This is a genomic window from Nonomuraea sp. NPDC049421 (assembly GCF_040677005.1).
GTDB lineage: Bacteria > Actinomycetota > Actinomycetes > Streptosporangiales > Streptosporangiaceae > Nonomuraea > Nonomuraea salmonea.
In genome coordinates this window covers 1-19,530 of the sequence record NZ_JBFAQA010000044.1, presented here as the reverse complement: position 1 = coordinate 19,530, position 19,530 = coordinate 1, and the positions used below count along the sequence as shown (strand labels likewise).

The following is a 19,530-nucleotide window of genomic DNA, read 5'->3' as shown; positions in this document are numbered from 1 at the left end:
GCCGCTCGCCGCGGATCCAACCACCAGGGCGGCTGGATCTGCTCGGCGGCCGTCGTGGCCCTGCCGTACCTCGTCGAGCTGGCGTGCGCCCCGGAGGCACTCCACCGAGCGGAACTGATCGAGTTGCTGGGCGATCTCGGCTCGACCGCCCGCGACTGTGCCGAGCACCAGCGGGCCGACGGGCGGGATCCGGCCTGGCGTGACGCACTGCCCGCGCTCGCGGGGCTGCTGGACGATCCGGATCCGCGACTGCGGCAGATGGCCACCTACGCGCTGTCCACCGGGCAGGCGGATCAGGTCATCCGGCAGTTGCGTGACCGCTGGGACCGGGAAGACGACGTCGCCGTACAGGTGAGAGTCTGATGGTGTGCGCGGCGAGGGTCGCGCCCCACCTTGCACGGGACTGGTCCGCTGAGGCGCAGGACCACCCGCGCGCGGAGGTACGGCTGGCCGCGCGCCCGCACCTCCGGCGGATGGCCGTCGAAGCCGACCCCAGGCTTCGCAGTACGGCCGCGTGGGCTCTGTGGAAGACCGGCGGCGATCCACGGGTCGCTGCCCGTCCTGTTGGAGATCATCCAGCCGTTGGGCGAGGGCCGGACGCTGCCGGTCATGCGGGCCGTCGTACGCTCGCTCGGGGAGATCGGTCCCGCCGCCGCCTCCGTCGTTCCCCTCCTTGAAGCGGCATCGGCCACGGACCGGCGGCTCAGCCACGAATCGGGCTGGCGGGCCATTGACGCGGACGAGGCGTTCCGCAGCGAGATCATCGACGCCCTGGCCCGGATCGGCGAACGCTGAGCCGGCGTTGCGGCCAAGGGCAGGGAACGGCTTTCCGATTCGCCAGAGGTGATCACGGAAAGCGTCCTCAGGTCCGCCGTTTCGCTATTACCGCAGCTCAGCACCCCTGCAAACCGACGGTTGACAGACGTGAAGACTTATTGCCAAGATCGACATCAACTTCGGGCCGGAGTGCCCGCCCCCCATGTGAAGAGGGTCGATGAGGAAACTCGCGATTGCCGGCATCACTCTGATCACGTCATTCTCCGTACTCACCGTCAGTCCCGCGGAAGCGCAGATGGTCGACAGGAACCTCATCACGCTCTGGGAGCACGACGACTACAAAGGCGCACGCAAAGACGTCACCTGCGTCACCCAGATCCGTGACGACCTGGGCGCCCTGGAAAACCAGGCCAGCTCGATGGCCAACGCCTCCTACTCGGGCATCGACCTCTACAGCGGCGACAACCTGACCGGCGTCAGGTATTACGCGGCCCCGCGCAGCAACGACAGCGACTTCACCAACAACGGGTTCGACAACACCGTCGAATCTCTGCGCTTCAGGACCGTTCCCTGCGCCTGAGCACCGGACGATGGGCGCGGGGTTGCGTGCTGCTGGCGCTGATGTCCGCCGCCGCGTGCGCGACCCCCGCCCCTCAGGCGCCCGCGCCGCCCATCATCGATCCGTCCGACGAAGCACGGGCACTCCGCCTCCCCTTCGACGCCTACAAGCGCACCGAGGCCGACATCGAACGCGCCGAACGCGCCGTGGACGTCCTGACCAGCACCTGTCTGAAGCAGAAGGGGTACGACCGGGCGTCCCTGCCCCCGATCCCCGTGGTCGAGGCCCCCAACCGCCGCCGCTACGGCGTCATCGAGCCCGTCGTGGCCGAGCAGGCGGGCTACCAGGCCCCGTACACCACCGCCGAGAAGGAACGCGAACGTGCGGACCGCGCCCGCGGCGGCCCCCGCACCAGGAAGGAGCAGTCGGCGGCCAACGACTGCATCCAGCGGAGCACGGCCCGCGTCTACGTCACCGCCGCCGACTCCCCTCTCCTGACCCGCCTGGAACGGGAGATCTTCGAACAGACCCGGGCGAAGGACGCCCGCGTCAGGTCGGCGTTCGAGGCTTGGCGATCGTGCCTGCGCACCCGCGGTCAGAAGGACTACCCCGACCCGCTCGCCGCGGCCGCCGACGAGCGCTGGCAGGACCCGAGCACGGCCGAGGCCGAGACCGCCGCCGCGGTGGCCGACGTCGCCTGCAAGAAACAGACGAATCTCGTCACCATCTGGTCCGACGCGGAACGAAAACTGCAGACCGCCGCCCTGAAAGAGCACGCCACCGAATTCACCGCCATCCGCCAGGCCCTCGAAAGAGAACGCACCGAGGCCGCCCGCATCGCCCAGGACGCGTGACGCCCTGTTTCACCGGAGGTGCTTCCATCTGGTCCGCTCCCGGAGCACTGGGCAGGACACCGCGATCCGCGTCTTTCGCCAAGGGGCTGTGATCCAGGCATTGACCTGGTCGAAGCGCCAGCTCGCCAGACGGTGAACGCTCGCCCTCGCTCCTTCGTCGAAAGTCGTCGCCACCCGGCCGGACTCGAGTTTCGCGCGGAGCCCGCCGAGGTCGCCCCATTCCCAGGAGTAGATGGCGCCGTCGGCGAAGACCTTGAGTTCGCTCAGGTGGTAGGTGGCGCCGTTCCGAATGAAGATCGGCAGGAAGGCTCCCTCGATGCGCTCACCATCGACGACGCGACAGGGCCGATTCCCCATCATCCGCGTCATCCTAGGCCCGCCGCACTTCTACGGTCACACGCCTTCGATGAAGTCGAGGAACGCCTTCGCCAGCGCCTCGGGAGCCTCCATCGCGACGTAGTGGCCCACGCCGTCGAGGTGCACGGACGTGATCTCGCTCGACGCGGCCTGGGACATGGTGTCCGCCGTGAAGGGCCCGCCGCCGGCCCCGACCGCCAGCACGGGCGTGCGCAGCCCGGGAGCCTCCGCGAGAGCCCTGATCTCGGAGCCTTCCCGCAGCATCGACCGGTAGAGGCCGATCGCGCCGCGCCAGCCGTCCGGGCGGGCGTAGGCGCGGACGAACTCGTCGAGGTCGGCGTCGGTGAAAGCGTCCGGGGTCGCGGTCATGGCGGGGAACGCGTACCGGCCGAGGAACTCGCGCTCGCGGCCGGCCAGCAGCAGCTCGGGGATGCCGGGCGTGGTGAGTGCCCCGATGTGCCAGGCGCCGCCGCGGGTGACGTCGGCCAGCGTTTCCAGGCCGAACCCGGCCAGACCCATCTCGATGGCGGTGAGGCTGAGCACGTCGTCGGGGTGCGTGGCGGCCAGCCGGAAGACGGTCGCGCCGCTGATGTCCTGTCCCGTGAGGTGGACCGGGCCGACGCCGACGTGCTCGATCAGCAGGTGGAGGTCTTCGGCCGCGGTCGCGCTGTCGTACTCGCCCGGCCCGTTGTCCGAGTCACCGAACCCGCGCAGATCGACGGCGAAGACGCGGTGACCGGCCGCGAGCAGGGGGATGAGCTTGTGAAAGGTCCACCAGGTCTCGGGGAACCCGTGGACCAGCAGGATCGGTGAGCCGCTGGTGCCGGCGGCGACGTAGTGCAGCGTGGTCCCGTTGACCGCGACGCGGTGATGGGTGACGTCCGGCAGCGTGGCGCCGGCTGGCGTGACGGTCATGGCTCTCCTCAAATAGACAGGCAAGGTGTCGAATATTAGACACCCAGGCTGTCCTTTGTCCAAAGGGGTGCCGTAAGCTTCTCCCCATGTCTCGCTCTGGCGCCGATCTCGCGTTGCTGCTGCTGGGAGGTTTCCGCACGCTGGTGGACGCCGCGACCGCCGAGCTGGCCCGGCGCGGCCACGAGGACGTGCGCCCCGTCCACGACTTCGCCATGCGAGCCATCGCCGCCGGCGCCGACAGCGCCTCAGAGCTGGGCCGCCGCCTGTCCATCTCCAAGCAGTCGGCCGCGCGGACCATCGCGGTCCTGCAGGAGCGCGGCTACGTCGCCCGCGACACCGACCCGAACGACGCCCGCCGCAAACGCCTCCAGGTGACCCCGCTGGGCTTCGAGGTCCTGCACCAGGGAGAAGCGATCTTCGACGAGCTACGCGACCAGTGGGCCCGCCAGATCGGCCCCGCCGAACTCGAAGCCATCGAGAAGCACCTGAGAGCACTGGTCGACCGGCAGCCGGTGCGCTTCGACACCCCAGGCTGGATCACCCGCGACCTCGGCGAGTGACGGGGCGACAAGCCACCGGGCCATCAGAAAGCCCCGAACGAAAATACGGTTCGTATCACCTCGGCATGGCCGCCCAGTGCCGGTTCCCCACGAGGGGCCCGCGTACCGCCGAGACCCTCGCCGAGTACGTCCGGCCGGTCCGCTGAACCGGGGGCGGCTCACGCTCGGGCGAGCAGACCGGAGAGGGTGGTCTGCAGGATCTCGCCGTACATGGTGGCGAAGTCCACCCGGGAGCCCGCGAGCCGGGGGTCGGACGTGGCCTCGACGATGGTCGGGGTCGGGTTGCTGAACGACCACAGGCCCACCAGCGCGACGACGGCGTACTCCGTCAGCGTGAGAGCGTCACCCGCGCCGAGGGCCGGCACCCGCTCCCTGATCAGCCCCGCCAGCCGGGTGCGGTGCTCCAGGTCGATGAACTTGTAGGCGCGCACGGTGCCGACGGAGACGTTCCGCTCCAGGACGGTCGGCAGCAGGCTCCACAGCTGGCACAGGACCGGCCGGGCGGCGAGCGAATCGGCCCAGGCCCGCATCACCTGGTCGGGCTCGCACGGCGCGGCCGGCCACTCGTCCGCCAGCGCGTCGAGCCAGGCCAGCCGGAGCCTGGCGAGCAGCCCTAGGAAGACGCCCTCCCGGCTCTCGAAATAGCGCACCACATGCGTCTTGGACACCCCGAGCCGGCGCCCCAGCTCCCGGAGGCTGATCTCGTCGGCGGGCATCTCGGCCAGCAGCGCCTCGGCGGCGTCCAGGATCTCCTGCTTGCGGAGCTCCCGGTGCTCGGGCCGCCTGGCCCGCTGGAAGGACGGCGCCTCCACCTCGCCCATCGAACCTCCTCGCGCACCGTGGATCACGACAGCTCCCACATTAGCGGTCCATCGGACACTTGATATGTGTCCACTGGACCGCTATGGTCATAAAGGTCCGCTGGACACCTATATGAGGAGCATCTCCGTGATCGCTTACCCGGACCTGTACGTCGGCGGCCAGTGGGTCGCCCCGGCCACCGCGGACGTCCTGGAGGTGCGTTCCCCGCACGACCGCTCGCTGGTCGGGACCGCGCCGCACGCCACCCCCGCCGACGTCGACCGGGCGGTCGCCGCCGCCCGCCGGGCGTTCGACGAGGGCCCCTGGCCCCGGATGAGCCCGCAGGAACGGAGCGCCGTCGTGGAGCGGTTCTCGAAGCTCTACGCGGTCCGCGCCGAGGAGTTCGCGGCCCTGGTCACCGCTGAGAACGGCTCGCCGCTGTGGTTCACCCGCTGGACGCACCTGCAGTCCCTCCCGGAGATGACGGAGGCGTACGTGCGCGCCGCCGCCGCTCTCGGCTGGGAGGAGGAGGTGGGCGCCGTCGGCGACGCCACGACGCGGCTGCGCCGGGAACCCGTCGGCGTGGTGGCGGCGGTGATCCCGTGGAACGCTCCACACCAGTCGGCCCTGGTCAAGCTGGTTCCCGCGCTGCTCGCCGGCTGCACGGTCGTCCTGAAGGCCTCCCCGGAGACGGCGCTGGACGCCCTGGCGCTCGCCGAGGTCTTCGACGAGGCCGGGCTTCCCGAAGGCGTGGTGAGCATCCTGCCCGCGGGCCGCGAGACCAGCGAGTACCTGGTCGCCCACCCCGGCGTCGACAAGATCGCCTTCACCGGCTCCACCGCGGCCGGCCGGCGCATCGCCTCCGTCGCCGGGGAGCAGCTCAAGCGGGTCAGCCTGGAGCTGGGCGGCAAGTCCGCCTCGATCATCCTTGAGGACGCCGACCTGACGGCGGTCGTGGCAGGCCTTCGGGCCCTGTCGCTGGGCAACAACGCCGAGAACTGCGTGGCCCACACCCGCATCCTCGCCCCGCGCAGCCGCTACGAGGAGGTCGTCGCGGCGCTGGCCGCCATGATGGAGGACGTCCGGGTCGGCGACCCCTCCGACCCCGAGACCTTCATCGGGCCCATGGTCCGCGCCGACCAGCTGGAGCGGGTGCGCTCCTACATCGAGCTCGGCATCGCCGAAGGCGCCCGGATGGTGACCGGCGGACTCGAAACCCCTGACGGGCTGGAGGGCGGGTACTACGTCCGCCCGACGCTGTTCGCCGACGTCGACGGCGGCATGCGGATCGCCCGTGAGGAGATCTTCGGCCCGGTCCTGGTCGTCATCCCGTTCGACGACGAGGACGACGCGGTCCGCATCGCCAACGACTCCGAATACGGCCTCGGCGGCGGCGTCTGGGCCGCCGACCGCGAGCACGGCATCGAGGTCGCCCGCAGGGTCCGTACCGGGTGGATGACCGTCAACGGCGCCGCGCCGACCTTCGACGGCGCCTTCGGCGGCTACAAGAGCAGCGGCATCGGCCGGGAGTTCGGCGTCGCCGGCCTCGCCCAGTACGTCGAGTACAAGACCATCGCAGCCTGACACCGCAGCCTGACACCGCAGCCTGACGAGGAGGAACCATCATGCGGGAAGCCCGTGTCACCCTTGGACACACCGACATCTCCGTCCGGCCGATCGGCCTGGGCTGCATGGGGATGTCCCAGTTCTACGGCGACGCCGACGAGGCGGAGTCTGTCGCCACGATCCACGCCGCCATCGAGGCCGGTATCGACTTCTTCGACACCTCCGACATCTACGGCGCGGCCGGCGCGGCCACCGGACAGTCCCAGAAGGGCTTCGGCCACAACGAGGAGCTGCTCGGCCGCGCCGTGCGCGGCCTGCGAGACCGGGTGGTCCTGGCCACCAAGTTCGGGGCGCGGCCCTCGGAGGAGGGCGGGGTGGTCTACGACGGCCGCCCCGAGTACGTGGCCGCCGCCTGCGAGGCCAGCCTGCGCCGCCTCGGCGTCGACCACATCGACCTCTACTACGTCCACCGCCACGACACCACCGTGCCGATCGAGGACACCGTCGGCGCGATGGCCGAGCTGGTGACCGCGGGCAAGGTGCGCGCGATCGGGCTCAGCGCGGTCGGTCCGGACATCCTGCACCGGGCGTCCGCCGTGGCGCCGATCTCGGCCCTCCAGAGCGAGTACTCGCTCTGGGCTCGCGAGGTGGAGCAGGAGGTGCTGCCCGCCTGCCGCGAGCTGGGCATCACCTTCGTCCCGTACAGCCCGCTGGGGCGGGCCGCGCTCGCCGGGCGCTTCACCCGCGAGACCGCGTTCACCAGTGACGACTTCCGCTCGACCCTGCCCAAGTTCCAGATGGAGAACTTCGCGGACAACCTCAGCCTCGTCGAAGGGCTGAAGGTGTTCGCCGACGAGCGGGGACACGCCCCGGGCCAGGTCGCCCTGGCCTGGCTGCTCGCCCAGCCGTACGACATCGCGCCCATCCCCGGCACGAAACGGGCGGAGTACGCGCGCCAGAACGCCGCCGCGACCGCCGTGCCGCTGAGCGCGGACGACGTCGCCCACCTGTCGGGCCTGTTCGACCCCGCGCGGGTACGCGGCGGGCAGTACGGCGAGCTCATCGCGCGCCCCCAGCACTGATCCGGAAGGCATCACCATGACCGACACCGTGCGGGAACCCGGCTACGAGGCAGCGCTCGACACCGCCGCGCGCCTGCTCGGCAGGAGACTGGAGCCGATCCTGGAACCCGACCCCGGCGAGCCCGCCAACGCCGCCGACTTCATGCGCCTGGCCACCCTGCACACCTTCGGCGACGCGTGGCCGCGTACCGACGTCCTCGACACCCGCACCCGCGCCCTCGTCTCCGTGACGATCGCCGCGACCCTGGGCACGCTCGAACCGCTGCGCGGGCAGCTGCGCATCGCGCTCAACAACGGCGTCACCCCGGAGGAGATCGTGGAGGCGTTCGTGCACATCGAGGCGTACGCGGGCGCGGCCCGGGCGTTCGACAGCTATCGCGTCGCCCGTGAGGTCTTCCAGGAGGCCGGCGGAGCGTGAGCCCGTTGACGGGGGCGCCTCATGGCACGCTGTTCGAGTTTTCGTAAGGATCAGGCGCGTTCAAGCCGAGATCCCAGCGGCACACGTCCCGTAGCTTCGTAGCCGAGGGCTCTGCTAGCGAGGTCAGCTCCCTGGCTCTGTCCCAGTCTCCTGCCTCGATAGCATCTTGAACCGCTTGACCTTCTTGTAGGAACTGCCGCAACCTGTCGCCGACAAGGGGGTGCTGAGCATGAACATCAACCTCGAAGACGAGATCTTCAAGCTCTGCCCTGGCGGTGCTGAGTTCCTCCTTGCGGGCACGCGGAGCATGCTCAACGTCAGCTGACATCGCAACCCGTTCGCTGATTGCTTCGAGGTATGCCGAGACCCGCCGTAACAAGGTGGCATAGATCTGTCGCCGGGCGTCCAGTCCCTGAAGTGTGATGTCCCAGCGGCGATCGCGCGCCCTAAGAGCCTGTTCCCTCCTATGCTGGCGCGCCTCGGCAGCGGCCTCCTGACGCGCGCGGAGAAGGACTGAGCCGATTGCTACCAGACTGCCGATCGCGGCACCGAGAGCAGTCCCGATCACACCGATCCACTGAGGGGTCACAACTTTCGGAAGTTAGCCATGCGTCCTCAGGCCGGTCAACGATCGCCAGCGCCACAGTGGCGGACGTTGCTGTCAGCGTTGCTGTCACAGACACGAAAACGCCCCGAAGCCATGTTCGCTTCGAGGCGTTCTTGCTGGTGAAGTCTTGTGGTCAGGGGCAGGGTCGAACTGCCGACCTTCCGCTTTTCAGGCGGACGCTCGTACCAACTGAGCTACCTGACCCAGAGCGGTCCTGACGGGACTTGAACCCGCGACCTCCACCTTGACAGGGTGGCGAGCACTCCAAACTGCTCTACAGGACCTTGCGTTTCTTGCTGTTTGCGCTCGCTTAGCTTACCAGCTCTTCGGTGGTCTTGAGACCAGCCGTTTCGCGGTGCGCTAGGCGCTCGCAGTGCCCCCAACGGGATTCGAACCCGTGCCGCCGCCTTGAAAGGGCGGTGTCCTAGGCCGCTAGACGATGGGGGCTCAGGATTCCCTGTCGCCTTCCGTCGGAGACCTCTGAAGCATAGGGGACGATTGCCCCTGATGCCAAAGTGGCGGACCGGCGGTCGATGACCCGGTGCCTGTGATCGTTCCCGTTGGCGACGGGGCGTTCGTTGGCTCCTGGGAAATCATACGTTGCGGGTCGGGCTCCACGTGACGCTGGATGTACACCGACTGCTCCCCCAGGCCGCCGAGCGTGATGTCGTCCCAGGCCCGCAGGCGTCTGGTCTCCTTGTCGAAGTACAGGACGGACGCCTGGACGGGGGTGGGCTGGGGGTGTTCGAGCGCGCGCAGGCCGGCGCCGCCGGTGGATCCCTGGATGAGGATGCGGGTGCCGGTCGGGAGCATGTTCGTGCGGCGGGTGTGGGTGTGACCGGACAGGATCATGGGGGTGAGGCCGGTGAAGCCGCGGGCGACGTCGGGGTCGTGTACGGCGATCAGGTCGGGTTTGCCCACCTTGCCGAGGTGGGCACGGGCGAATTCGCCGAGCGCCTGGGGGTTCGAGTAGGCGTCGGTGGTCTTGTCCGGGGTGAAGCGGGGGTCGCCGAGGCCGTAGATGGTCAGGCCGGCGACCTTCTTGCTGCTGTCGTCGAGGACGATGGCGTTCTTCTGCTTGGCCACGGCCTTCTGGGTCGTCATCGAGTCGTGGTTGCCCCGGACGTACACGTACGGGACCTTCAGCCCGCTGATCTCGTCCACGAACTTGTTCTCCGCCTTGGTGCCGTGGTCCGAGATGTCGCCGGTGTCGATGATCATGTCGACGGCGAACTGGTCCTTGAGCGAGCGGATGACGTTCCAGGCGATGGGGTTGATGTGGATGTCGCTGACGTGCAGGACCCTGATGGTCTTGGGGTCGGCCTCGTACAGGGGCAGGGTGGAGACCGTTTCGTAGAGCTTCGAGACGTTCGTCACGAGTTTGGTGAGCTGCGACCGGTACGACTCGAAACGCGTCACGATCGACTCCGCGCTGCCGACCAGCGACGGCGCCGCGGCCACCAGACCCGAGTAGCGCGGCTCCACGAGCGAGTTGGGGCGGAACGTGAGGACCGCCAGCGCTCCCGTGGCGGAAAGGGCCACGGAGGCCGCCAGAAGGCCCATCAGGGCCACTCTGGGGCGCCGGTGGACGAGCAGGACGGCGACGAGGGCCCCGGCCCCCGCACACAGCAGCGAGCGGACGAGGAGGGCGCGCACGCCGCCGAGGAGGTCCTCCTCGATGATCCCGGGCAGGCGGTCGGCCAGCCGCGGGTCCTCGATGAGGGCCTTGGCGCGTTCCTGGTCGATGTTCTCTAGCGTGATGCGCAGCCGCAGGGGTGCGCTGTGGGTGCGGAAGGTGAGGGTGCCGAGCGGGCTGGCGTCCACGACGGTCTCGCCGTGCCAGGCGGGACGCAGGGACATCCCGGTCTCCACCGGGCCCACCTGCGTGGTGACGGTACCGCTGAGGAAGATCCCGAGCCACGCGCCCACCGCGGCCACGAAGAGGACGGCCACGGCCTTTGCGGCTCGTGACCGGAGAATGGCCTTTGACCTCTGCACGAACTTCATACAGATTCTTGCTTACCTGAACGACGGGGCAGAATGGCAAGTGTGATCGAGGTATCGCGGCAGAGATTCGAGGAACTCGTGGCCGAGGCATTGGACACGATTCCCACCGACCTCACCCGTGCCATGAGCAACGTCGTCGTCACCGTCGTCGATGATGCGCCTGAGCCTGATCTGCTCGGCCTGTACACCGGGATCCCCCTCACCGAACGCGGCGACTGGTACTCAGCGGTTCTGCCCGACCGGATAGAGATCTACCGCAACCAGATATGTGAGATTTGCGACTCGGAACAGGACGTGATCGACGAGGTCCGCATCACGGTCATCCATGAAGTGGGGCATCACTTCGGCATCGATGACGCCCGCCTTCACGAATTGGGCTGGTAACCCTTTGCTTTTGGTTGGCTGCTTCCGGTTGCGGCCGACGGGCTCGGTCGGGCACCTTAGGTGACATAGCGAACACCCTGAGTCAGGCACAGCGGAGTCCAATGGGGGCCATGCGGGCGCGACGGCACCCGGGACGGCATCGCCGTGCCGGAGAAGCAGCACAAGTCACATATCGGGAAGTCATCGCCATCCGGGAGTTCCGCTCCCTCTGGTACGGCCAGGGCCTGTCGCTCCTCGGCGACCAGCTCGCCCAGGTCGCGCTCGCCGTACTCGTCTTCGACCGCACCGGCTCGCCGCTCGCCACCGCCGCCGTCTACGCGCTGACCTACCTGCCCTCCATCGTCGGCGGGCCACTGCTGGCCGGGCTGGCCGACCGGTTCGCGCGCCGCGGCGTCATGCTGACCTGCGACCTCATCAGGGCGGCGCTGGTGGCCGTGATGGCGATCCCCGGCGTGCCGTTCTGGGCGCTGTGCGCGCTGGTGTTCCTGGTGGTGCTGCTCAGCGCCCCCTTCTCGGCCGCGCGGGCGGCGCTGCTGCCCGAGGTGCTCGAAGGCGACGCGTACGTCATCGGCTCGGCGTTGCAGAACATGACGAACCAGGCCGTACAGATGCTCGGTTTCGCGGCCGGCGGAGCGCTCATCGCCGGCATGGGCCCCTACCGCGCGCTGGCCCTCGACGCGGCCACCTTCCTCGGCTCCGCGCTGATCATCGTCGCCGGCGTCCGCCGCCGTCCCGCCCCCCACACCGACGGCGCCAAGCCGTCCATGTGGCACATGACCGCGAGCGGCGCCCGGCTGGTGTTCGGCTCGCGGAAGTTGCGGACGCTCGTCCTGTTCGCCTGGTTGTGCGGCTTCTACATCCTGCCCGAGGGCATCGCCGCCCCCTACGCGGCCCGGCTCGCCACCGACGACCTGCCCGCGCCCGTGATCACCGGGCTGCTCATGGCCGCCATGCCCGCGGGGACGGTCGTGGGGGCGTTCCTGTTCAGCAGGTTCGTCTCACCTGCGCGGCGGCTGCGGCTCATGGGGTGGATGGCCATCCTGAGCTGCGCGCCGCTCATCATCACCGCGATCAAGCCGCCGCTGGCCGTCGTGCTCGTCGCGTGGGTTCTGTCAGGGATCGGCGGGGCGTACCAGCTCGCCGCCAATGCCGCCTTCGTGCAGCACGTACCGGCCGAACGTCGCGGCCAGGCGTTCGGCCTCGTGCAGTCGGGGCTGATGGCCGTCCAGGGGGTGGGGATCCTGGTGGGCGGGTTCGCCGCTGAGAGACTCGGCCCTGAGCCTGTGGTCGCCATGGCGGGGGTCGCCGGGGTGGTCAGCGCCGCCGCGCTCTCCCTGGTGTGGGCCGAGTCCCGTGGCAAGGGCCGGGTACGCGCCCAGGCCACCGCCTGATCACGGCTGCGGCTTGTGCTCGCCGCTCCAGTCGGTCGTCGTTCTGCTCTGCTGCTGCTTGGCGATGAGGTCCTGGACGATCGAGGTGTCGTGCTCCTCGTCCGGCATGAGCAGCCAGCCGATCGCGTAGACGCCGACGCCGAGCCCGCCGAACAGCGTCGCGATCGCGAGGCCGATCCGCACGAGGTTCGCATCGATCCCGACGTACTCGCCGATGCCCGAGCAGACGCCCGCGATGATCCGGCCCTTGTGAGTCCTGCGCAGCTTCTTGACGTTGTATTCGCTCATGCCTCAAGACTGCCCGGCGCCCTGGTGTTCGCACATCAGGATTGCCCCTGGTAGAACCCTGGTAGTCCCCTATGCGAGGAGAGGACCCGCGATGGACGACCTGCTGCGCCTGGACGACCAACTCGACGCCGACCAGCGGCTGATCCGCGACACCGTCAGGTCCTTCGTGGCCGACCGCGTCCTTCCGCACGTCGGAGACTGGTTCGAGGAGGCCGTCTTCCCCGCGCGCGAGCTCGCGCCGGAGCTCGGCGCGCTCGGCCTGCTCGGCATGCACCTCCAGGGGTACGGCTGCGCCGGCACCGACGCCACCTCCTACGGCGTCGCCTGCCGCGAGCTCGAAGCCGGCGACTCAGGGCTGCGCTCGTTCGTGTCCGTGCAGGGCTCGCTCGCCATGTACCCCATCTGGAAGTACGGTTCCGAGGAGCAGAAGGAGGAATGGCTGCCGCGCATGGCCGCCGGTCAGGCCATCGGCTGCTTCGGCCTGACCGAGCCCGACCACGGCTCCGACCCGGCCGGCATGCGCACGTACGCGAAGAAGGACGGCTCCGACTGGATACTCAACGGCTCCAAGATGTGGATCACCAACGGCTCCATCGCGGACGTGGCGGTCGTCTGGGCGCAGACCGACGACGGCGTACGCGGCTTCGTCGTCCCCGCCGGCACCCCCGGCTTCAGCGCCCCTGAGATCCACAAGAAGATGTCCCTGAGGGCGTCCGTCACCTCCTCCCTCTACTTCGACGACGTACGCCTGCCCGCGACCGCCGTCCTGCCCGGCGTCACCGGCCTGCGCGGCCCGCTCTCCTGCCTGTCGGAGGCCCGCTACGGCATCGTCTGGGGCGTCACCGGCGCCGCCCGCGCCTGCCTCGAGGCCGCCACCGACTACGCGAAGACCCGCGTCCAGTTCGGCAAGCCGATCGGCGCGTTCCAGCTCACCCAGGAGAAACTCGCCTGGATGTACGTCGGGCTCGCCCAGGCCGGCCTCACCGCGCTCCACCTCGGCCGCCTCAAGGACGCCGGCACTCTGGAGCCCCGGCAGATCAGCTTCGGCAAGCTGTCGAACGTACGCGCCGCCCTCGACATCGCCCGCCAGGCCCGCTCCATCCTGGGCGGCAACGGGATCACCCTGGAGTACCCTGTGATCAGGCACATGAACAACCTGGAAAGCGTGCTGACCTACGAAGGCACCCAGGAGGTCCACACCCTGGTGCTGGGAGAGGCGCTGACCGGGCTGGCGGCTTACCGGTGATGGTGGCGTCGCGGACAGCGCGGTAATCTCTGTACCCTTGCTGTTGCTAGGGGCGTTAGCTCAATTGGCAGAGCTGCGGACTTTTAATCCGTAGGTTCCGGGTTCGAGCCCCGGGCGCCCTACCACTCCGACCTGGGGTTTCCCGCGATCCTGTAGTCGAGTCGTCTCATCGTGGGTCACGGTGGGACACATGTGAGTCACGTACCAGGGCGAGCGTTGTTGACCTTCCGCGTCGTCTTACGAGCCGCCTTGAGGACCAGCCAGGCAGTGGCCCGGGCACTCTCGTGATACAGCCGCGGCAGCACCGACGTGTACGTGTCGGCGGTGAGCACGATGCTGGCATGTCCGAGTAAGCCCTGCACCACCCGCAAATCCGCTCCTGCGGCCAAAGCCAGCGTCGCGGCTCCATGTCTCAGGTCATGCAGCCGCACCGGGGGAAGCCCGCTGGCCAGAACCAGTTTGTGGAAGCGGTAGCTGAGGTAGTCGGGATCGATCGCCTCGCCGTTCTCGCGCATGAACATCGGGACTGACGGCGACCAATCGGTGCCCAGTTCATCGCGCTGGGCTCGTTCGTGGCGATGCAGCAACCGGAGGATGTCGAGGTCCAATGCGATCCCACGCTGGCTGGAGGCGCTCTTCGGCGGGCATGGGAACAGGCCGTGGTCGGTGTGGACGAGCTGGCAGGTGATGGTGAGTTCGTGCCGGTCGGTGTCGAGGTCGATCCAGCGCAGGCCGGCTACCTCGGCGCGCCGCAGACCGCGCAGAGCGATCAGCCACCACAGCGCGAACAGCCGGTCAGCGCGGACGAAGGCGAGGAACTCGGTCAGTTGCTCGACCGTCCACACGGCCACAGCGGGGCGCTCGCCAGTCCGCCTCCACGCGGCCACGCGACGCGGCGTCCATACCACCGGGTGGACATGGCGCGGTGACGGTAGCCGTAGCCCGCGTGCCGGGTTGTCACGGATCAGGTCTTCTCTGACGGCTTCGTTCAGCGCAGCCCGCAGCGTCGCGCGAATTCTTTCCAGGGTGGCCGCACTGATCGGCTTGCCGTACCGGGTACGGCGCTGGGCCACAGTCGAGAACATCCTCACGACGTGCCGCCTCGACAGCCCGCGGAGTGGGATCAGGCCGAGATACGGGATCAGGAACAGCCGGACGTGATCGCAGTAGGCCTTGTAGGTGGTCGGCCGAAGCCGCTGCTCAACCAGCGACAACCAGTAGCGCAGCCATTGAGCGACCGTGCAGTACCCGGTCACCGGCGCTCCCTCCAGCGCCTCAGCGAGATCGCGGGCGGCCTGCCGCGCTGCCCCGGCCGTCGGGAAGCCGCCACGGCGCAGTCGCTGCCGCCGTCCGGACACGTCCGTCACCTGGACGGCGAAGTACCAGCTGCCATGGGCAGGATCGGCCAGCCGGGCGCAGCGGTTGCCCAGCCGCTTGCCTGTCACCGTGTCGGCACAGCCACAACGCCGATACACCACATGGCGATCTTGAACGCATGTCATCGTCACTCACTCCCCCGTTCGGGTCACGTGAGATGACCGCAACAACAGCATCTACATGCAGCGAAGATTAGACAGATCCTCTAGCTCCATCAGTCCGCCTGCTGATGAGAAGCCCGCCAGAATGACCTCAACAGCGACCGATGAGAACCCGCCGCCGGTCGCGGTCTTCGGATCACTTGTCCCCGAGCAGACTGACAACACGGGCCAGGACAGTGAGCTGTTCCTTCGCAAGTGCTGTGGCTTCCGGGGCGTTGAGGGCTCCCTCCGCACCAGGATGCAGTTCGAGTAGTGCGCCCCGGACCGGGACGGCTAGTTGCGGCAGATCCTGGATACGCCCCCGCAGGTGATCCTCCGCCGCGGTCAGGATATCCGTGCCCCACCGCTCGACCACCTGCTCGCTGGTGTCTACGGTCACTTCCGCGAAAACCGCAGAAGGACCATGGCCATCGGCCAAAGTGAAACTCGGCCACCGGTTACGCTGGAGGTGCAACTCAGGCACCGCGACGGAGGGGGTCGAGCGACGGTGAGCGTGGATCTCGAACACGAGCCCATTCATGACCTCGCCCGCCGGGTCATCCGGCTGGCCGAGGAAACCCAGCATGCCGCTCAAGTGCTCGAACGCCGCCTGGATGCGCTGGAACGCCGCTCCGAAGCCACCGGCAGGGCCGAACGCATTCTGAGCGTTGCCGCCGGCATGCGGACCCACCTCGGTCGGGACCAACTGTCCGTTGAAGATCTGTACGACCCGGACACCGGCCTCCCCGCATGATCATCGACTCCAGCGCCATCATCGCCGTCATCAACGGCGAGCCAGAGGCCATCCCATTCGCTCACACCATCGCCGCACACGTGTGTCGCATCTCGGCCGTCAACTACGCCGAAGCGGCCATCGTGGCGGACAACCGTGGTGAGGCCATGCGCAACGCCTTCGACACGCTCGTTAACGAGATGGGCCTCATCATCGAGCCGGTAACACCCCATCAGGCCAGGATCGCGCGCCGGGCGTACCAGACCTACGGCAGGGGCAACAACTCCAAGGCCAAACTCAACATGGGCGACTGCTTCGCCTACGCTCTCGCCAAAGACCTCGACCAGCCCCTGCTCTTCAAGGGCGAGGACTTCCCGCACACCGACATCACCCCCGCACAACCCTGACGGTCCGGCATGCTCTGCCGAAGCGTGATCGGCCGGGTTTTCGCGGGAGTATCGTGTGCTGCTGCGACTCCCTGCCTCCCTGACGACCATCTGGATGAGCTGATCGGGCAGGCGATCGTGGACGCCTACGACGATGACGAGCAGCTCTCCAGCAGCCATGTGATGATCGGCGACAACCTGGCGACGCCGTTCAGGACGACCGTGCTCGGTCTGCAGGTCACCGTGACCGCGATCGACTTCCTGGCCGGGAGCGGCATCGTGGCGATCTGCCGCAATGACAGAGGAATGGATGCACGCGTTCCGCCGCTGGACCGGGTGAGAGCATGAGCGAATATCAGTACTACGAGTTCCTGGCCATCGACCGGCCGCTCACCGACCAGCAGCAGGCCGAGGTGCATGCCCTGTCCACCCGGGCCCACATCACCGCCACCAGCTTCACCAACGAGTACCACTGGGGCGACTTCCGCGGCGACCCGGCCCGGATGATGGAGCGTTACTACGACGCCCACCTGTATCTGGCCAACTGGGGCACCCACCGCATCATGCTGCGCCTGCCCAAGGCCGTGCTCGACCCCAAGCAGGCTGAACGCTACTGCGTGGGCGAGCAGGTCAGCGCCTGGACCAGCGGCGGGCACCTCGTCCTCGACTTCACCAGCGAGGCAGAGGAGGAGTCCTGGGAAGACGACGTCGAACGCTCGCTGTCGGCGATCGTCGGCATCCGCGCCGAACTGGCCGCCGGCGACCTGCGGCCGCTCTATCTGGCCTCGTTGTCGGCGTACGGGACATGGGAGCGTGACGAGGACGCCTTCGACTACGAGGACGAGGACGCGCTGGAGCCGCCCGTCCCGCCGGGGCTGGGTTCGCTCAGCGCGCCGCAACGGGCCCTGGCCGACTTCCTGCGCCTGGACCACGACCTGCTCGCGGCCGCCGCCGAAGCCAGCCCACCGGCGCAACCAGTACAGCACGACCGCAATGCCCTGGCCTCCTGGATCGGCGCTCTGCCCGCCAAGCGCAAGGACGCGCTGCTGCTGCGGGTGATCGACGAAGACGGCGCGAAGGTCCGGTGGGAGTTGCTGCGCGAGTTCGGCGGCGAAACCACCGGCCAGAAGACGCAGACGGGGCGCACGGTCGCCGAACTGCTGGACAACGCCGCCACCCGCCGCCACGTACGCGAGCAGCAGGAGGCCGCCCAGCGCGCCGAAGAGCAGGCCCGCAGGGAACAGGAGCGACGACAAGCCAGGGAACTGCGCCTGAACCGGCTCGCCCAGAATCTCGACGCCGCATGGGAGGTGGTGGAGACCTCCATCGGCACCAGGAAGCCCCGCGAATACGACCTGGCCATCGAACTCCTTGGCGACCTGCACGCCCTGGCCCTCCGCGACGAGCATGCCGCCACCTTCACCCGGCGCCTCACCCACCTGCGGGAACGACACCAGGGCAAGCCCAGCCTCATCACGCGGCTCAACGCCGCCGGCCTCACAGCCGAGTAACCGGCGATTCCATGCCTAGTGGCCGGCGTCCGCACCAGCGGATTCACCCAGCCACACTGCCCGGCCCAGCCGAGAAGTGCACATGACCAAGGGATGCCAGCCGTCGCATGGTTGCTCATCGGATGCTCATCGGCACCTGATACGGCATGACACCGGGCGGCGTTCCCGGACACATTGAGCGCTGACAATGCATAACATCGCGACACAAAAGGACACGATTCGATAGTGGGCGGCATTGAGAACTGCGGCTTTTAATCCGTAGGTTCCGGGTTCGAGCCCCGGGCGCCCTACCACTCCACACCCTATCTGACCTGGGATTTCTCGGTTCTTGTACGCCTGGTGCGAGGCGAATATGGCCGAGGTCATGCTCGTCTGATGCTCTTCGGCACGCGTCCGGCACGCGGGTAGGCCGATAGCAACCGGCCGGTGCGCCAGGAGATCGACGGACAGCCACCGAGCGACGCTTCTCGCGAAGTATCGACCAAAGGCTGATCAAGACACATCGTCGACGACGCCGTGCTGCGGGCTCTCGACGGGCGTGAGGGTCACAGTGGCTCCCGTTCTGATCTCCTCGCCGGAACGGACGGCTGAATGTTCCCTCGCCTCGCCCTGGTCGCCGCTGCTTTCATGGTCATGCTGGCTCCCTCGCCAGCCGTGGCCCAGCCCGCGGACGGCTGGCACGAACAAAACCACTGGGGCTCGGTCACCGTCTCAGCCGACCGCAGATACATCACGGTCTGCGACTTGAGCAACGACGGCCTCTCCGTCCGCGCCGAGTACGCCACCACGTACCTGCAGACTTGGACGGTCGAGGACATCAACGGCCCGCGCCCGGGCTGCGGAACCGGCTCCACCTTCTTCAGCCGGATCACCGCCTTCAAGCTGTGCCGCTTCCGCCCGTTTGAAACGTGCCTCTCCTCGGTGAGGATCTCACGATCCACACTCAGTTGACGTTGCCGGCGGTCGTGGTTCTGCGTAGGACGCTGCTCACTTCAGGAGGCGTCAGAAGTCGAACTCGCCCTTCTTGGCGCCGTCGATGAAGGCGTTCCATACGGACCGGCTGACCACGTAGGGCGGCTTTTCCGGGTGTTCGGAGTCCCTGATGCCTACCCATCCTCCTGCAAGGGGCGCCACCTCGAGGCAGTCGCCGCTGTCTCCAGAGCGGGTCGCCTTGCGCCAGGCGGCGTTGTCGAGTTGTTCCTTGGTCACTTCCATTGGGTGGTGATCTCCTCAATCAACTGCAGTGACGCCCGGCGCGACAGGGCGTCGCCGTGCAACATCTCGTACCTGGCCTTGGTCTCCAGGACCCGATCCGCGTCCGCGGTGATCTGGCTCAACGTCACCGACTCCAGGTAGGCCATGTCGGGCATGCGTGGCCCGCTGAGAAGGATGAACGCGCCTTGCAGGCCGGTGGTGAGCCACGAATCGCGGGGAAGGATCCGGACGTGGACCCGGGGGTGGTCGTCCAGGGCGAGTAGATGGGCCATCTGTTCGGCCATCACCGCCTTCGCGCCGATGGGTCGGGTCAGGACACCTTCGTCTATTACCGCCCATAGCGTAGGCCCGTTCTC

Annotated in this window: 24 protein-coding genes and 4 tRNA genes; 16 read left to right on the top strand and 12 right to left on the bottom strand. The window is 68.3% G+C overall.

Translation table 11 applies throughout. The features are described from left to right. Positions 1 to 54: 54 nt before the first annotated feature. From AB0K18_RS46000 to AB0K18_RS45985, 4 genes are all read left to right on the top strand, one after another. A complete protein-coding gene (locus tag AB0K18_RS46000) occupies positions 55 to 363 on the top strand; it encodes a hypothetical protein (RefSeq protein WP_364928179.1) in 309 nt (102 codons plus the stop codon). A 219-nt stretch (positions 364 to 582) separates the two neighbouring features. Further along, entirely contained in the window at positions 583 to 795 is a 213-nt protein-coding gene (locus AB0K18_RS45995; protein ID WP_364928176.1) for a hypothetical protein, read from the top strand. Between the two features lie 277 nt (positions 796 to 1,072). Further along, entirely contained in the window at positions 1,073 to 1,357 is a 285-nt protein-coding gene (locus AB0K18_RS45990; protein ID WP_364928173.1) for a hypothetical protein, read from the top strand. Positions 1,358 to 1,383: 26 nt separating this feature from the next. Then, positions 1,384 to 2,190, top strand: coding sequence for a hypothetical protein (locus tag AB0K18_RS45985; RefSeq protein ID WP_364928171.1), 807 nt, complete (start codon positions 1,384 to 1,386; stop codon positions 2,188 to 2,190). Between the two features lie 9 nt (positions 2,191 to 2,199). On the opposite strand, the gene AB0K18_RS45980 is transcribed toward AB0K18_RS45985, so the two are convergent. Beyond that, positions 2,200 to 2,550: a hypothetical protein gene (locus tag AB0K18_RS45980; RefSeq protein WP_364928168.1), complete on the bottom strand. Its 351-nt coding sequence runs from the start codon at positions 2,548 to 2,550 to the stop codon at positions 2,200 to 2,202. 33 nt (positions 2,551 to 2,583) lie between these two features. Further along, positions 2,584 to 3,462: an alpha/beta hydrolase gene (locus tag AB0K18_RS45975; RefSeq protein ID WP_364928165.1), complete on the bottom strand. Its 879-nt coding sequence runs from the start codon at positions 3,460 to 3,462 to the stop codon at positions 2,584 to 2,586. Positions 3,463 to 3,548: 86 nt separating this feature from the next. Between AB0K18_RS45975 and AB0K18_RS45970 the strand changes: the two genes are divergently transcribed. After that, a complete protein-coding gene (locus tag AB0K18_RS45970; RefSeq protein ID WP_364928161.1) occupies positions 3,549 to 4,022 on the top strand; it encodes a MarR family transcriptional regulator in 474 nt (157 codons plus the stop codon). A gap of 158 nt (positions 4,023 to 4,180) precedes the next feature. Here AB0K18_RS45970 and AB0K18_RS45965 read toward each other — a convergent pair whose 3' ends face one another. Beyond that, on the bottom strand, positions 4,181 to 4,843 hold the full coding sequence (locus AB0K18_RS45965; RefSeq protein WP_364928157.1) for a TetR family transcriptional regulator: 663 nt from the start codon (positions 4,841 to 4,843) through the stop codon (positions 4,181 to 4,183). A gap of 127 nt (positions 4,844 to 4,970) precedes the next feature. Here AB0K18_RS45965 and AB0K18_RS45960 point away from each other — a divergent pair, with 127 nt between their 5' ends. The 3 genes from AB0K18_RS45960 to AB0K18_RS45950 are packed head-to-tail and all read left to right on the top strand — an operon-like array spanning position 4,971 to position 7,889. Next, entirely contained in the window at positions 4,971 to 6,407 is a 1,437-nt protein-coding gene (locus tag AB0K18_RS45960; RefSeq protein ID WP_364928154.1) for an aldehyde dehydrogenase, read from the top strand. A gap of 41 nt (positions 6,408 to 6,448) precedes the next feature. Next, positions 6,449 to 7,471 carry an aldo/keto reductase gene (locus tag AB0K18_RS45955; protein WP_364928151.1) on the top strand — a complete coding sequence of 341 codons (1,023 nt, stop codon included), beginning with the start codon at positions 6,449 to 6,451 and terminating at the stop codon, positions 7,469 to 7,471. Between the two features lie 16 nt (positions 7,472 to 7,487). Further along, a complete protein-coding gene (locus AB0K18_RS45950; protein ID WP_364928148.1) occupies positions 7,488 to 7,889 on the top strand; it encodes a carboxymuconolactone decarboxylase family protein in 402 nt (133 codons plus the stop codon). 737 nt (positions 7,890 to 8,626) lie between these two features. Here the strand turns inward: AB0K18_RS45950 and AB0K18_RS45945 are convergent. The 4 genes from AB0K18_RS45945 to AB0K18_RS45930 form a co-directional block, all read right to left on the bottom strand. Further along, positions 8,627 to 8,700: transfer RNA gene (locus AB0K18_RS45945), tRNA-Phe, on the bottom strand. Between the two features lie 5 nt (positions 8,701 to 8,705). Then, a tRNA-Asp gene (locus AB0K18_RS45940) sits at positions 8,706 to 8,780 on the bottom strand. A gap of 90 nt (positions 8,781 to 8,870) precedes the next feature. After that, positions 8,871 to 8,943, bottom strand: a tRNA-Glu gene (locus AB0K18_RS45935). Beyond that, a complete protein-coding gene (locus AB0K18_RS45930) occupies positions 8,944 to 10,449 on the bottom strand; it encodes a metallophosphoesterase (RefSeq protein ID WP_364928146.1) in 1,506 nt (501 codons plus the stop codon). It lies immediately after the preceding tRNA gene. 96 nt (positions 10,450 to 10,545) lie between these two features. On the opposite strand from AB0K18_RS45930, the gene AB0K18_RS45925 reads away from it, so the two are divergent. Further along, complete coding sequence (locus AB0K18_RS45925; protein WP_364928142.1) at positions 10,546 to 10,887, top strand: metallopeptidase family protein; 342 nt, start codon at positions 10,546 to 10,548, stop codon at positions 10,885 to 10,887. A 110-nt stretch (positions 10,888 to 10,997) separates the two neighbouring features. Further along, complete coding sequence (locus AB0K18_RS45920; protein ID WP_364928140.1) at positions 10,998 to 12,278, top strand: MFS transporter; 1,281 nt, start codon at positions 10,998 to 11,000, stop codon at positions 12,276 to 12,278. On the opposite strand, the gene AB0K18_RS45915 is transcribed toward AB0K18_RS45920, so the two are convergent. Then, a complete protein-coding gene (locus AB0K18_RS45915) occupies positions 12,279 to 12,566 on the bottom strand; it encodes a PspC domain-containing protein (protein ID WP_355412157.1) in 288 nt (95 codons plus the stop codon). A 91-nt stretch (positions 12,567 to 12,657) separates the two neighbouring features. On the opposite strand from AB0K18_RS45915, the gene AB0K18_RS45910 reads away from it, so the two are divergent. Together AB0K18_RS45910 and AB0K18_RS45905 are read left to right on the top strand one after the other, a co-directional pair. Continuing rightward, entirely contained in the window at positions 12,658 to 13,812 is a 1,155-nt protein-coding gene (locus AB0K18_RS45910) for an acyl-CoA dehydrogenase family protein (RefSeq protein ID WP_364928137.1), read from the top strand. 49 nt (positions 13,813 to 13,861) lie between these two features. Further along, a tRNA-Lys gene (locus tag AB0K18_RS45905) sits at positions 13,862 to 13,937 on the top strand. A gap of 72 nt (positions 13,938 to 14,009) precedes the next feature. Here AB0K18_RS45905 and AB0K18_RS45900 read toward each other — a convergent pair. Together AB0K18_RS45900 and AB0K18_RS45895 are read right to left on the bottom strand one after the other, a co-directional pair. Continuing rightward, positions 14,010 to 15,290, bottom strand: a complete 1,281-nt coding sequence (locus AB0K18_RS45900; RefSeq protein WP_364928135.1) for a tyrosine-type recombinase/integrase — start codon at positions 15,288 to 15,290, stop codon at positions 14,010 to 14,012. 196 nt (positions 15,291 to 15,486) lie between these two features. Beyond that, positions 15,487 to 16,035, bottom strand: coding sequence for a hypothetical protein (locus AB0K18_RS45895; RefSeq protein WP_364928132.1), 549 nt, complete (start codon positions 16,033 to 16,035; stop codon positions 15,487 to 15,489). A gap of 44 nt (positions 16,036 to 16,079) precedes the next feature. Here AB0K18_RS45895 and AB0K18_RS45890 point away from each other — a divergent pair, with 44 nt between their 5' ends. The 4 genes from AB0K18_RS45890 to AB0K18_RS45875 all read left to right on the top strand — a co-directional run bounded on the left by AB0K18_RS45890 (position 16,080) and on the right by AB0K18_RS45875 (position 18,910). Continuing rightward, entirely contained in the window at positions 16,080 to 16,469 is a 390-nt protein-coding gene (locus tag AB0K18_RS45890) for a type II toxin-antitoxin system VapC family toxin (RefSeq protein WP_364928128.1), read from the top strand. A 117-nt stretch (positions 16,470 to 16,586) separates the two neighbouring features. Continuing rightward, positions 16,587 to 16,796, top strand: a complete 210-nt coding sequence (locus AB0K18_RS45885) for a hypothetical protein (protein WP_364928125.1) — start codon at positions 16,587 to 16,589, stop codon at positions 16,794 to 16,796. Then, positions 16,793 to 17,959: a hypothetical protein gene (locus tag AB0K18_RS45880; protein WP_364928122.1), complete on the top strand. Its 1,167-nt coding sequence runs from the start codon at positions 16,793 to 16,795 to the stop codon at positions 17,957 to 17,959. Before AB0K18_RS45885 ends, AB0K18_RS45880 begins: the two co-directional genes overlap by 4 nt. 591 nt (positions 17,960 to 18,550) lie before the next feature. Beyond that, positions 18,551 to 18,910 carry a hypothetical protein gene (locus AB0K18_RS45875; RefSeq protein WP_364928120.1) on the top strand — a complete coding sequence of 120 codons (360 nt, stop codon included), beginning with the start codon at positions 18,551 to 18,553 and terminating at the stop codon, positions 18,908 to 18,910. 51 nt (positions 18,911 to 18,961) lie between these two features. On the opposite strand, the gene AB0K18_RS45870 is transcribed toward AB0K18_RS45875, so the two are convergent. Together AB0K18_RS45870 and AB0K18_RS45865 are read right to left on the bottom strand one after the other, a co-directional pair. Beyond that, complete coding sequence (locus AB0K18_RS45870; protein ID WP_364445982.1) at positions 18,962 to 19,174, bottom strand: DUF397 domain-containing protein; 213 nt, start codon at positions 19,172 to 19,174, stop codon at positions 18,962 to 18,964. After that, positions 19,165 to 19,530, bottom strand: a 366-nt coding sequence (locus tag AB0K18_RS45865; RefSeq protein WP_364928117.1) for a DUF5753 domain-containing protein, incomplete at its 5' end; no start/stop codon positions are given. The genes AB0K18_RS45870 and AB0K18_RS45865, both read right to left, overlap by 10 nt.